The sequence below is a fragment of the Nocardiopsis sp. TNDT3 genome (assembly GCF_003427465.1).
GTDB classification, from domain to species: Bacteria; Actinomycetota; Actinomycetes; order Streptosporangiales; family Streptosporangiaceae; genus Nocardiopsis; species Nocardiopsis dassonvillei.
The window spans coordinates 1-12,125 of sequence record NZ_QPFC01000162.1 but is presented as its reverse complement, the minus strand read 5'-3'; the positions used below and the strand labels follow the sequence as shown (position 1 = coordinate 12,125).

General features: G+C 71.6%; 13 protein-coding genes. 4 read left to right on the top strand and 9 right to left on the bottom strand.

From position 1 onward, the window contains the following. Nucleotides 1–82: 82 nt before the first annotated feature. Complete coding sequence (locus DQW06_RS04515) at nucleotides 83–1,492, top strand: HD-GYP domain-containing protein (RefSeq protein WP_083555310.1); 1,410 nt, start codon at nucleotides 83–85, stop codon at nucleotides 1,490–1,492. Beyond that, complete coding sequence (locus DQW06_RS04510; RefSeq protein ID WP_081461757.1) at nucleotides 1,492–2,826, top strand: HD-GYP domain-containing protein; 1,335 nt, start codon at nucleotides 1,492–1,494, stop codon at nucleotides 2,824–2,826. The genes DQW06_RS04515 and DQW06_RS04510 overlap by 1 nt, the downstream gene beginning before the upstream one ends. A gap of 136 nt (nucleotides 2,827–2,962) precedes the next feature. Here the strand turns inward: DQW06_RS04510 and DQW06_RS04505 are convergent, their stop codons facing one another. Further along, nucleotides 2,963–3,703 (bottom strand): GntR family transcriptional regulator, encoded by a 741-nt coding sequence (locus DQW06_RS04505; RefSeq protein WP_013154702.1) that lies wholly within the window; start codon nucleotides 3,701–3,703, stop codon nucleotides 2,963–2,965. A gap of 144 nt (nucleotides 3,704–3,847) precedes the next feature. On the opposite strand from DQW06_RS04505, the gene DQW06_RS04500 reads away from it, so the two are divergent. Beyond that, complete coding sequence (locus DQW06_RS04500) at nucleotides 3,848–5,392, top strand: sensor histidine kinase (protein ID WP_013154701.1); 1,545 nt, start codon at nucleotides 3,848–3,850, stop codon at nucleotides 5,390–5,392. A 161-nt stretch (nucleotides 5,393–5,553) separates the two neighbouring features. Here DQW06_RS04500 and DQW06_RS04495 read toward each other — a convergent pair whose 3' ends face one another. Together DQW06_RS04495 and DQW06_RS04490 are read right to left on the bottom strand one after the other, a co-directional pair. Then, complete coding sequence (locus DQW06_RS04495) at nucleotides 5,554–5,811, bottom strand: WhiB family transcriptional regulator (protein WP_013154700.1); 258 nt, start codon at nucleotides 5,809–5,811, stop codon at nucleotides 5,554–5,556. Nucleotides 5,812–6,116: 305 nt separating this feature from the next. Next, a complete protein-coding gene (locus DQW06_RS04490; protein ID WP_013154699.1) occupies nucleotides 6,117–7,049 on the bottom strand; it encodes a diacylglycerol kinase family protein in 933 nt (310 codons plus the stop codon). Between the two features lie 256 nt (nucleotides 7,050–7,305). Here DQW06_RS04490 and DQW06_RS04485 point away from each other — a divergent pair, with 256 nt between their 5' ends. Then, nucleotides 7,306–7,695 (top strand): hypothetical protein, encoded by a 390-nt coding sequence (locus DQW06_RS04485; RefSeq protein WP_071622652.1) that lies wholly within the window; start codon nucleotides 7,306–7,308, stop codon nucleotides 7,693–7,695. Between the two features lie 32 nt (nucleotides 7,696–7,727). Here DQW06_RS04485 and DQW06_RS04480 read toward each other — a convergent pair whose 3' ends face one another. The 6 genes from DQW06_RS04480 to DQW06_RS04455 all read right to left on the bottom strand — a co-directional run. Then, nucleotides 7,728–8,486, bottom strand: coding sequence for an RNA polymerase sigma factor SigF (locus DQW06_RS04480; protein WP_061080583.1), 759 nt, complete (start codon nucleotides 8,484–8,486; stop codon nucleotides 7,728–7,730). A gap of 41 nt (nucleotides 8,487–8,527) precedes the next feature. Then, a complete protein-coding gene (locus DQW06_RS04475) occupies nucleotides 8,528–8,953 on the bottom strand; it encodes an anti-sigma factor (RefSeq protein ID WP_013154696.1) in 426 nt (141 codons plus the stop codon). Between the two features lie 125 nt (nucleotides 8,954–9,078). Then, nucleotides 9,079–9,561: a GNAT family N-acetyltransferase gene (locus DQW06_RS04470; RefSeq protein WP_117198007.1), complete on the bottom strand. Its 483-nt coding sequence runs from the start codon at nucleotides 9,559–9,561 to the stop codon at nucleotides 9,079–9,081. 83 nt (nucleotides 9,562–9,644) lie between these two features. After that, on the bottom strand, nucleotides 9,645–10,232 hold the full coding sequence (locus DQW06_RS04465) for a class I SAM-dependent methyltransferase (protein WP_013154694.1): 588 nt from the start codon (nucleotides 10,230–10,232) through the stop codon (nucleotides 9,645–9,647). A gap of 137 nt (nucleotides 10,233–10,369) precedes the next feature. Further along, on the bottom strand, nucleotides 10,370–11,191 hold the full coding sequence (locus tag DQW06_RS04460) for an amino acid ABC transporter ATP-binding protein (protein ID WP_013154693.1): 822 nt from the start codon (nucleotides 11,189–11,191) through the stop codon (nucleotides 10,370–10,372). Continuing rightward, nucleotides 11,188–12,125: amino acid ABC transporter permease (locus tag DQW06_RS04455; RefSeq protein WP_370449054.1), on the bottom strand; the 938-nt coding region annotated here is incomplete at its 5' end. The genes DQW06_RS04460 and DQW06_RS04455, both read right to left, overlap by 4 nt.

The window sequence follows — 12,125 nt, the reverse complement described above, 5'->3', positions numbered from 1 at the left end:
CGGGGGGTGAACGGGGGTGCGGGCTCTTCCTGGGGGCGCGCGTGTCTACGTCGGAATCATCGTTGTCAGTGCTGTCACCATCATGCTCATGGGTCCCTACTCGGGCCTGGATCTGCGCACACTGGTCCTGATCGCGATTCTCTTCGTGGTCGCGGAGTCGATCAGTACGGCGGTCCTGACGGGCGTCAAGGCGGGGATCTCGCCGAGTTCGGCGGTCTCCCTGGCCGCCGTCGTCCTGGTCGGACCGGTCGGGGCGGCGGTGGTCGGTTTCGCCTCCTGCTTCGCCATCCGCAGGCAGAACCTCGTCAAGAGGGCGTTCAACGGAGCACAGTTCGCACTGGCGGCCTACGCGGCCGGACACGTCTACCTTCTGCTCGGCGGAACGGTGGGAGAACCCGGCCGGGAGGACTTCCCGGCCATCGTCCTCCCCTACGTCGCCGCCGTCCTGACCCACTCCCTGGTCAACTCGGTGCTCGTGGCCGTCCTGATGTGGACCCTGGGCGTCGTGCGCCCCGGCGGCTCGCGTGGCCGGTTCGACTGGCGTCCGCTGGTGGGGGTCGAGCTGTCCTCCATGGGCTACCAGATGCTCGGCCTGGCCATCGCCGCGGTCTGGGGCGGGGTCGGCCTCATCGCGCCGCTGCTGGTGCTGCTCCCGCTGTTCATCGCGCGCTGGACCTTCGCCCAGCAGCTGGACGAGGCACGCGCGCACGAGGCCACCCTGGCCACCCTGTGCCAGGCGGTGGAGACCAAGGACTACTACACCCGGGGCCACTGCATGCGCGTGGCCGAGGGCGCCGCCATGATCGCACGCGAACTGGGCATGCCCGCCGACCGGGTGCAGAAGATCCGCTACGCCGGGATGCTGCACGACATCGGCAAGCTCGGAGTGCCCACCAAGGTGCTGCAGAAGACCGGCAAGCTCACCGACGACGAGTACGCGGCCATCAAGCTGCACCCCACGCGCGGCTACGAGATCGTGCGGGAGATCAGCTTCCTGGACGAGGCGCTGGCCGGGATCCGGCACCACCACGAGCGCCTGGACGGGCGCGGGTACCCCATGGGCCTGGTCGGGATGGAGATCCCCGAGTCCGCGCGCATCATCAGCGTCGCCGACGTCTTCGACTGCCTCACCTCCACGCGCTCCTACCGCAGGGCGTGGTCGGTGGAGGACGCCGTCGCCGAACTGCGGGCCTGCGCCGGGACCCAGTTCGACCCCAGGATGGTCGAGGCGCTCGTGCGCGCCGTCGAACGCGAGGGCTGGGAGACACCCGACATCGCCGAGCCTCCGGGCGGCTGCTACGGGTCGGAGGCGGCCGAACGCTCCGTGGAGGGGTCCGGCCGAGCCGGGGAACCGGAGGAGGTGCCCGCCGACGCGTCCGCCGAGGAGAGCGCCGCCGGGGAGCCGTCCTCCGCAGGGGCGGCGGCCGACGAGGCCGCCTCCGCGGACGCCACGGCCTCCGCCGAGGCAGTGACGGGCGGGCGTGAACGATGATGACGCAGAGACAGTCGGACGGGGCCCGGTCGTCCGGGCCCGTGCTGAGCGGTCCCGAGGGCGGTGCCCTCAACCACCAGCGCCCGCGCGGGCCGGTCTGGCGGACCTCCCGGCCGGTGCGCGCGGCACTGGTCGGCTCGGTGGGCTCGGGCGCTCTGGCCGCGCTGGTGTGGACGGCCTCGACCGGGGTCGTGGAACCGCACGTGGCGCTGGCGTTCTGCCTGGTCGTCGCGGCCGGTGAGCTGGCGCGGATCACTCTGCCGGGCCACCGGGAGGTGGCCCCCATCGCCTCGGCCGGCGCGATCAGCTACGCGTTCCTGCTGTCGCTGGGCTCCGGGCCGCTGCACCACTCCGCCTGGCAGGTGGTGGCGGTGGTCGCCCTGGGGGTGGCGCTGGGCGAGCTGCCGCACATCGCCGTGGGCCGCAGCCCCCGGGTGGAGGACGTGGCCCGCAGGGTGCTCGTCGCGGCGGCGCTGGCGATCGCCTTCCGGCCGCTGGCCGACCAGCTCCACCTGTCGGGCCCGTCGGTGACGGCCACGCTGCTGATGGCGGCGCTGGTCATGCTCGTCTGGGCGGCGGACTCCCTGCTGGCGGCGGTGCTGCGGGCCGAGCGCCTGCGCACCAGCCCCTCCGTCGCGGTCCGCGACGAACTGCGCGCCCAGTTCGCCACCGGTGCCGCGATCGGCTCCAGCGGCGTGCTGATCGCGCTGGCCTGCACGGTGACCGGTCTGGGCGGGCTGCTGGTGTTCATCGCCCCGCTGCTGGTGTCGCAGGTGGCCTTCCGCCGCCACGCGGAGGTGCGCCGCACCTACCTGGAGACGGTCCGGGCGCTGTCGCGGGTCACCGAGGTGGGCGGCTACGTGGAGAACGGGCACTCGCGCCGGGTCAGCCAGCTGGCGCACGGGATCGCCTGCGAACTGGGCCTGGCCGAGGCCGAGCTGCTGGAGCTGGAGTACGCCGCCCTGATGCACGACATCGGCCAGCTGTCCCTGCGCGAGCCCATCGCGGGCGGCGCCACCGTGCTCGCCTCGCCCAGGGAGCAGAGGCGCATCGCCGAGCTGGGGTCGGCGATCATCCGGGAGACCGGTGTTCTGGACAACGTGGCCGAGACGGTCCGCCGCCAGTGCGAGCCCCTCGCCGGGGACGGCGACGAGGGGGTCCCGCCGCTGGGCAGCCGGATCATCAAGGTGGCCAACGCCTTCGACGACCTCGTCGGCGACAACGGCGACGCCGAGCGCCGCACGGCGGTCCTGGAGCGCCTGCGCATGGACACCGACAGCGAGTACGACCCCCGCGTGGTGGACGCGCTGGCCACGGTGCTCTCCCGGCTCTGACCCGCGGGATCCGTCCGGCGGGGAGCACCGGCCCGGACCCGGCGGCGGCCGGGCGCGGGCCGTGTCACGGCCGGACGGTCCCGGAGCGGGCGCTGGCGTGCCGGCCGCCCTGCTCCGGCGCCCGCCCGCACGGGGGTCAGTCCCGGGGCGGGCGCAGGCGTGTGACGAACTTGTACCGGTCGCCCCGGTAGAGCGAGCGCACCCACTCCACCGGGTGCCCGTCGCCGTCGAAGCTGTGCTGGCAGTGCAGCACCAGCGGCAGGCCCACGTCCACGCCCAGCAGCCGCGCCTCGTTGGGCGTGGCCAGGACGGTCTCGATCGAGGCCTCCGCCTCGGCCAGGGAGACGTCGTACGCGCTCGCCAGAGCCTCGTAGAGCGACGCGTAGCGGTCCAGCTGCCGACGCAGGCCCGGAAAGCGCCGCGCGGCCAGGTGGGCCGTCTCCACGGCCATCGGCTCGCCGTTGGCCAGCCGCAGCCGCTCGATGCGCAGCACGCGCCCGCCGGAGCGGATGGCCAGCAGCTCGGCGAGCTGGTCGTCGGCGTTGATGTAGCTCACGTCCAGGATGCGCGTGGCGGGGTGCAGGCCGTGCGCGCGCATCTCCTGGGTGTAGCTGGTCAGTTGCAGGACCTGTGCCACCTTCGGCTTGGCCACGAAGGTGCCCTTGCCCTGGATGCGCAGCAGACGGCCCTCGACCACCATCTCGGTGAGCGCCTGGCGCACGGTGGTCCGCGAGGTGCCGAACTGGGTCGCCAGGGCGCGCTCCGGGGGGACCGGGTTGCCCGCGGGCATCGCCTCGATCAGTTCCAGGAGCTGCTTCTTCACCTGGTAGTACTTCGGCACCCGGGGGTTGCCGTCCAGTGTGCGCTGACCAGTCATCAGTCTCCTTCGCCGAGTCCCGCGCTTGCCGCACAACCCTCCCGGTGTGGTCGGCACGGCGGGGGTGGCAGCCGCCGATTGGTGTGGACCACTGGTCGAGTGCGTACCTCTTGAGTATGCACGCCTTCATGGGATGATTTGTGAGTGCCTCACCTCAGTGATCTCATCTGGCGACACACGTCACTCAAGCAGGCCGACCTGGAGTGGTTCCACTCCCTGGTCTCGGACTGGCAGCTCCTGGCGGACCTGTCCTTCGCCGATCTCGTGCTGTGGGTGCGTCTGCGCGAGGACGACGGCTGGGTGGCCATCGCCCAGATGCGTCCCACCACCGGGCCCACCGCCTTCCAGGACGACCTGGTCGAGACCGTCCTGCGCGACGACATGACCGATGTCACGTCCCGTTCGGCGCCGCGCGTGATCGGGCGCAGGGCCCTGATCGACCGCGCCTGGGAGGAGGGGCGCATCTGCCGCGACGGCGACCCGGACTGGTCGGGCGGCGTCCCGGTGCGCGAGGAGACCATTCCGGTGCGCCGCCAGGGCAACCTCATCGGGGTCATCCAGCGCAGCACCAACCTCAGCTCGGCGCGCACGCCCAGCCGCCTGGAGCTGACCTACCTGCAGAGTGCGGGCGACCTGGCCCAGATGATCGCCGAGGGCGCGTTCCCGTTCAGCGACCAGGGGCCCCTGATGGTGCGCTCGCCCAGGGTCGGCGACGGGCTGCTGCGCCTGGACCAGAACGGCGAGGTGGTCTACGCCAGCCCCAACGCCCTGTCGGCCTACCGCAGGCTCGGCCTGACCGCCGACTTGGTGGGGGCGCGCCTGGACCGCACCACGCTGGAGCTGGCGGCCCCGGGCGAGGCGCGCGACGAGGCGCTGACCTACACGGCGAGCGGCCGGGCGCCGCAGGAGGCCGAGGTGGACGCGCGCGGGGTCACCGTGCAGCTGCGCTCCATCCCCCTGGTCATCGACGGGGTGCGCATCGGCGCCCTGGTGATGGTGCGCGACGTCACCGAGCTGCGCCGCCGCGAGCGCGAGCTGATGACCAAGGACGCCACCATCCGGGAGATCCACCACCGGGTGAAGAACAACCTCCAGACGGTCGCCGCCCTGCTGCGCCTCCAGGCGCGGCGCCTGGACGTGCCCGAGGCGCGGGCGGCGCTGGACGAGGCGGTGGGCCGGGTCGGGTCCATCGCGATCGTGCACGAGATGCTCTCGCACACCCCCGACGAGGTGGTGGACTTCGACGACATCGCCGACCGGGTGATCCAGATGGCGGCGGAGGTCTCCTCCACGGGCACCGCGGTGGTGCCGCGCCGGATCGGCGGTTTCGGCCTGCTGAACGCGCTGGTGGCGACACCGCTGTCGATGGTCCTGGCCGAGCTGGTGCAGAACGCCGTGGAGCACGGCCTGGGGCAGGGGCCGGGGCGGATCGAGGTGCGGGTGCGCCGGTTCGACGCGCAGCCGGGCTACCCGGGGCCGAGCAGCCTGGAGCTGGCCGTCTCCGACGACGGCGGGGGGCTGCCCGAGGACTTCGACCTGGAGGGCACCACGAGCCTGGGCCTGCAGATCGTGCGGACCCTCATCGTGGGCGAGCTGGGGGGAACCCTGGCGATCAAGCCCAAGGAGAGCGGCGGGACCGAGGTGGCGATCAGCCTGCCGCTGGAGCACGAGGAGGGGGAGCTGCCCTGAGACGGGGCTCGCGCGGACCACGCGCGGGCCCGCTCCGGGGGGCCGGCGGAAGCACCGGCCCGCGACGGCCCCGGGCGCCGTCCCCGCCGCGCCGCGCGGGGACTCCTGGGGGCCTTCCGGAGCTCCTCGGGGTCTTCCGGGGACCTACCGTGTGCGGGGCCTCAGCTGCGGACCATGGTGCGGTAGGCGCTGCCGCGGCGCTTCTTGAGCGCGCGGCGCTCGTCCTCGCTGGTGCCGCCCCAGACGCCGCCGTCCTGGCCGCTCTCCAGGGCCCAACGCAGACAGGCGGAGCTGACCGGGCAGCGGTTGCAGACCGCCTTGGCCTCTTCGATCTGGATCAGTGCGGGGCCGAAGTTCCCGATGGGGAAGAAGAGTTCGGGGTCTTCGTCACGGCAGGCTGCGTCATGGCGCCAGTCCATGCGGTCCACTCCTCACGGTGAGGCGATCGGGGGCTTGTGAAGCTTTTCACGATCTTGTGCGCGTCCGTAACGGGCGAAGGGCGCCCGATGGATGGGTTCCATCGGAAGGGGTGTTCGGGCCGAGGGCCGTCCAGGTTTCATCCCACGGCCATGTGGGAAGCGCCCCAATTAACTCGCCTGTAACTCGCGGCGATAACTTGAGCGTGACAGGATCGTTCGGCCCATGCAAGAGCTGCCGAGGCCAAAGGTCCTGTTCGGCGTGTCGGGTGCGTCACAGTGGCTCGGAATGGCGTCTTTCGGCGCAATTAACAGACGATTCGTAATGCCTTCGGTACAGAGTGGAAGTTGACCTGTTCGCGGTCTCCCAGGTATTCGCCGTCGATTTGGAAGGCCCTGGGGTGGGATGACGTGATCTGGAGAGAGTCCTGGTCATGCCACGTCACGTAGCCGTCCCCACGTGCGGGAAGGCCTTTGGGGAAGAACATTTGGGAAAGGATCCACCCCGTGAGCGCGTGCGAGGAGTGGGTCAGCGCGAAAGCGTCCAGGCCCAGATCGAAACGCGAGGACGGGGTCGGCTGAAGCGGCAGCGCCCCCGCGTAGGTCCAGGGCGTGGTGTTGGTGACGAGCGCGAAATACGCCCCCACAAGGGACCTTCCGTGGCTGACCACGCTTAGTGACGGATCGCGGATATCCCCCTGGAAGAACAGCTTTACCGCCACTTCCGCGTACAGCGCGGGAGTGGCCCTGCGCCCGTTGGCGCGCTCGTTCTCCACCTGCTGGACCACGTCGGCGTCCCAGCCGAAACCAGCACAGAAAGTGAAGTAGCGGTCGTCCTGGTCGCTGGTGATCCGGCCGAGGTTGATCTCGCGCTCGCGGCCCTCGCGGACCGCCTCCAGTACGACGCCGGTGGCCTCCACCGGGTCGCCGGGCACGCCCAGGGCGCGGATGAAGACGTTGGCGCTGCCGCCGGGGATCACCGCGTAGCGGGGGCGCCTGAGCCCCTCGGGGGTGGTCAGGAGGCCGTTGACCACCTCGTTGACGGTGCCGTCGCCGCCCAGGCTCAGCACCAGCTCGTATCCGTTCCCGGCCGCCTCGCGGGCCAGCTCGCCCGCGTGGTCGCGGTACTCGGTCTCGGACACGGTGACGTCCAGCTCCGACGCCAGGGCGCCCATGATCACCTCACGCGTGCGTGACGTGGTCGTGGTGGCCTGGGGGTTCATGATGAGAAGGGCGCGCACCACGCCAGTCTAGGGCGTATCTCTCGGGGGCTCCGCTCCGCTTCGGCCCGCCCGTCGCCCGCCGGGGGCGCTCCGCGCCGGTGCGGCCGCCACCCTCAGGGGACGCCGCGCGCGGCGCTCCTCCTGCCGGGGGCGCCTCGTGTGCGAAGCCGGGGCGGCGCCGGGCGGCACGTCGTCGCGGACCACGGTGCGGGCGCCGTGTGCGCGAAGCCGGGGCCGGGGGGAGGGACCCCCGGAGCGCGTATAGGCTCGTCAGGTGTCTTCGCGTCCCGTCACCATCGTCATCGCCGCCGCCCTGGAGGCCCTGATCGGGCTGGCCGCCGCGGCCAGCGGGGTCTACAGCCTCTTCACCGCGATCACCGGTCGGGCCAGCGACCTGACCAGCGCGATCCCCCTGACCGCCCTGGGGCTGGGCGCGGGCGCGCTGCTGGTCTTCGTCGCACGCGGGCTCTGGCAGCTGCGGGACTGGGCGCGCACTCCGGTGTTCGTCACCCAGCTCTTCCTGGCCGTGGTGGCCTACTACATGTTCACCAGCGAGCAGTACGCGTTCGCCGCGGTGCTCGCGGCCGTGGCGGTGTGCGCCTCCGCCGCCGTGCTCTCGCCGCCGACGACCGCGGCGCTCTTCCCCGACGAGCGGGGGAAGTAGCGCCGCGGCCGCCCGCGGCGACCGCTCGGGTGTCAGTCGTCGGTGGTCAGCGCCTGGCGCAGCTGCGCCAGGGTGCGGGCCAGCAGACGGGACACGTGCATCTGCGAGATCCCCAGCTCCTGGGCGATCTGCGACTGCGTCATGTTGCCGAAGAAGCGCAGCAGCAGGATGCGCTTCTCCCGCGGCGGAAGCTGCTCCAGGAGCGGCTTGAGCGACTCCCGGTACTCCACGCCCTCCAGGGACTCGTCCACGATGCCCAGTGAGTCGGCCACCGCGGGCGCGTCCTCGTCCCCGCTGTCGGGCGCGTCCAGCGACACCGTCGAGTAGGCGTTGGCGGACTCCAGGCCCTCCAGCACCTCCTCCTCGGTCATCTGCAGGTGCGCCGCGAGCTCGGCGACGGTCGGGGAGCGCCCCTCCCGCTGCGACAGGTCGCTGACCGCCTTGGTGAGCGAGAGCTTCAGCTCCTGGAGGCGGCGTGGAACCCGCACCGCCCAGCCCTTGTCGCGGAAGTGCCGCTTGATCTCACCGACGATGGTGGGGGTGGCGTAGGTGGAGAACTCCACCCCGCGCTCCAGGTCGAACCGGTCGATGGACTTGATCAGCCCGATCGTGGCCACCTGGGTGAGGTCGTCCAGCCACTCGCCGCGGTTGCGGAAGCGGCGGGCCAGGTACTCCACCAAGGGCAGGTGGAGCTCCACCAGCTCGTCGCGGATCCTCCGGCGCTCCTCGGAGTCCGCCTCGAGTTCGCCGAGGCGCTCGAACAACTCTCTCGCGCGGGCCCTGTCGGGCACCGCGTGCTCGGTCTTCGCTGTCAGAGCGGGCCCCCTCTCGCTCACGCCGACTCCAGTGTGCCGCGGCGTTTGTACAGGACGATGTGGACACGGTCGTCCGGTCCGACGCCCGCGTCGACCTCTCCCGCGAGGGCGGACAGGACGGTCCAGGCGAAGGTGTCGCGGGCGGGAAGGCGCCCGTCCGCGGTGAGCACCGAGACGGAGATGCGCATCCCGTCGGGGGTGAGTTCGAATTCCGTGGTCAGTTCCGTGCCCGGCAGCGCCTGGGAGAGGAGCATGGCGCAGGCCTCGTCGACACCGATCCTCAGGTCCTCGATCTCGTCGAGGGTGAAGTCCAGTCGCGCGGCCAGACCCGCCGTCGCCGTCCGCAGAACGGACAAGTAGGCGCTGTCCGCGGGCATGTTGACGGTGACAGCGTCCCGGACGCCGATGGCGTCGGCCGTGGGCACAGCGGTTTCTTCGGTCACGTCCCTCCTTCGGGGGGCGGGGTTGCCGCTTGAGAGCAATGTATCTGGTTTACCCTGCCACTGACGCAGGGCGAACGGATCGTGTCCACACGATCCGGGGCGAAAGGCCGGACGGACGGCCGGTCTCAGGGCTCCTCGGAGCCCAGTGCGTCCAGCGCGCCGCCGTCCAGGCGGCGGACCGTCCACCCGTCCATGGGGCGCGAGCCCAGCGACTCGTAGAACCGTATCGAGGGCTCGTTCCAGTCCAGCACCGACCACTCCAGCCGGGTGTAGCCGCGCTCGACGCAGATCCGGGCCAGGGTCCGCAGCAGGGCCAGGCCGTGTCCCCGACCGCGCGCCCGGGGGCGCACGTACAGGTCCTCCAGGTACACGCCGTGCTTGCCGGTCCAGGTGGAGTAGTTGCGAAACCACAGCGCGAACCCGACGACCGGGCCGTCCCCGTCCTCCTGGGCGACGTGCGCGAACACCGCCGCGTCCGGTCCGAAGAGGGCGGTGCGCAGGTCCTGTTCGGTGGCGACGACCGCGTCCGGCTCCTTCTCGTACTCGGCGAGTTCGCGCACCAGGGCGTGGATGACGGGAACGTCGTCGGGACGTGCGGGACGGATCATCGGACCACCTCGGGCGCGCGGCGGGGACACGGTCGCCTCCAGGGTATGCGCTGCGGCGGGGCGCCCCCGCGCTCCGGGACCGCTCAGGGACGGTGGGCGACCACCCGCTCCACCAGTCCGAGGAACAGCCGGTCGTGGTGGACGACCTCGAACCCGGCCTCGACGGCGACCTCCCGCGGCAGGCGGCGCGGGTTCTCCCGGCGCCGCTCCACCAGCCGCCCGGGCAGGCGGGCGTACTCGATGTGGTCGGCCATCAGGAGCCTGCCGCCCGGCGTCAGCACGCGGTACATCTCCGCCAGGGCGCGCCGCTGGTCGGGGACGGCGCACATCGCCAGCGTGCACAGGACGGTGTCGAAGGCCTGGTCGGGGAAGTCCAGCTCCTGGGCGTCGCCCTCCACGAAGCGCACGGCCCTGCCCAGCTCCTCGGCCCTGTCGCGGGCGCGGTCGAGCATGCGCGGGCTGACGTCGACGGCGGTGAGGCGCACCTGCGGCGGGTAGTGGGCGAGGTTGCGGCCCGTCCCGACCGCCACCTCCAGCGTCTCGCCGCGCGCCCCGGCGCACAGGATCTCGCGGGTGCGGCGCATGGCGGGGCTCTGGAAGCGCTCGCTGTGCTCGCAGTAGGCGGCCATGCGGTCCCAGCGCCTGCGTGTGTGGTCCGTGCGAGCGTCCATGTGCCTCTCCCGAGCGGGGCGCGTACACCACGACTCTGGCGACGCGCCGCCGCGCGGTCAAGGGATCCGGGGGTGTTTCCCCGGCCGGTACCGGCCGCCGCGCCCGGGGCGGGGACGCGGCGGCCCCCGCGGAGCGCTCAGAGCACCTTGGACAGGAACGCCCGGGTGCGCTCGTGGCGCGGGTTGGAGAGCACCTCGGCGGGCGTGCCCGACTCCACGACCAGGCCGTCGTCCATGAAGACCAGGGAGTCGCCGACCTCGCGGGCGAACCCCATCTCGTGGGTGACGACCACCATGGTCATCCCGCCCCGGGCCAGGTCGCGCATGACGTCCAGGACCTCGCCGACCAGCTCCGGGTCCAGGGCGCTGGTGGGCTCGTCGAACAGCATCAGCGACGGTTCCATGGCCAGCGCGCGGGCGATGGCCACGCGCTGCTGCTGGCCGCCGGAGAGCTGGTCGGGGTAGGCGTCGGCCTTGTCGGGCAGGCCCACCCGCTCCAGCAGCTCCATGGCCTTGGCGTTGGCCTGGCTCCGGGGGACCCGCTTGACCTGCACGGGCGCCTCGGTGATGTTGCCCAGGACGCTCAGGTGCGGGAACAGGTTGAAGCGCTGGAAGACCATGCCGATGTCGCTGCGCTGGGCGGCGATCTCGTTGTCGCGCAGCTCGTAGAGCTTGCCGCGCTTCTGCCGGTAGCCCATCAGCTCGCCGTTGACCCACAGCCGTCCGGCGGTGAGCTTCTCCAGGTGGTTGACGCAGCGCAGGAAGGTGGACTTGCCCGACCCGGACGGGCCGATCACGCACATGACCTCGCCGCGCCCGACCTGGAGGTCGATGCCCTTGAGCACCTCCAGGCGGCCGAAGCTCTTGCGCACGTTCTCCGCCACGACGAGCGCGTCGGCGGGCAGCGTGGCGCCCTCGGCGGTCTCCACGACGCCAGGGTCCTTCGTCTTGTCGCTCACCTGTGCGCCCCTCCGACGATGCGGTCGCGGATACTGCCGTACTGGCCGGGGTTGAACCTGCGTTCGAGGAAGTACTGGCCCACCATCAGGACGCTGGTGATGGCCAGGTACCACAGGCACGCGGCGACCAGCATCGGGAAGATCTGGTAGGTCCGGGAGCCGATGGCCTGGAGCTGGTAGAACAGCTCGATGGTCACCGGCACGTAGGCCAGCAGCGCCGTGTCCTTGAGCATGGCGATGGTCTCGTTGCCCGTGGGCGGCACGACCACCCGCATCGCCTGCGGCAGGGTGATCCGGCGCAGGACCTTGCCCTTGCCCATGCCCAGCGCCTGCGCGGCCTCGGTCTGGCCCTTGTTGACCGATTGGAGCCCCGCGCGGATGATCTCGGCCATGTAGGCGCCCTCGGACAGCGACAGCGCCAGCAGGCCGGCGGTGTAGCCGCTCAGCACGGTGCGGGTGTCGATCTCGAAGAAGCGGGCGTCGCCCTCCAGGCCCAGCCACGGCATCCAGTAGTTGTCGAAGGGCAGGCCGAACTCGATGGTCTGGTACAGGATGGCGATGTTGCCGAAGAGCACCGCCAGCACCAGGCGGGGCACGCCCCGGAAGAACCAGGTGTACAGCCAGGAGACGGATACCAGGACGGGGTTGCCCGACAGCCGCATCACCGCCAGGACGATGCCCAGGACGACGCCGATGACCATCGACAGCACGGTGGCGCTGAGGGTGATCCACACGCCGCGCACGACCGGCTCGGAGAACATGTGGTCGAACATGAACGGCCAGTTGAAGGCGTCGTTCGTGAACAGCATGTGCACGAACATGGCCGCGAGGACGAGGATGACCCCGGCGGCGACCCACCGCTCGGGGTAGCGCACGGGAACGGCGGTGACGTGGTCGGCCGGACGGCCCGGTGTCGAGGTCTTCGACACCGGGC

Coding starts and splice junctions, on each gene's coding strand:
- DQW06_RS04515 (WP_083555310.1), top strand. CDS start 83: ATGCTCATGGGTCCCTACTCGGGCCTGGATCTGCGCACACTGGTCCTG.
- DQW06_RS04510 (WP_081461757.1), top strand. CDS start 1,492: ATGACGCAGAGACAGTCGGACGGGGCCCGGTCGTCCGGGCCCGTGCTG.
- DQW06_RS04505 (WP_013154702.1), bottom strand. CDS start 3,703: ATGACTGGTCAGCGCACACTGGACGGCAACCCCCGGGTGCCGAAGTAC.
- DQW06_RS04495 (WP_013154700.1), bottom strand. CDS start 5,811: ATGGACTGGCGCCATGACGCAGCCTGCCGTGACGAAGACCCCGAACTC.
- DQW06_RS04470 (WP_117198007.1), bottom strand. CDS start 9,561: ATGATCCGTCCCGCACGTCCCGACGACGTTCCCGTCATCCACGCCCTG.
- DQW06_RS04465 (WP_013154694.1), bottom strand. CDS start 10,232: ATGGACGCTCGCACGGACCACACACGCAGGCGCTGGGACCGCATGGCC.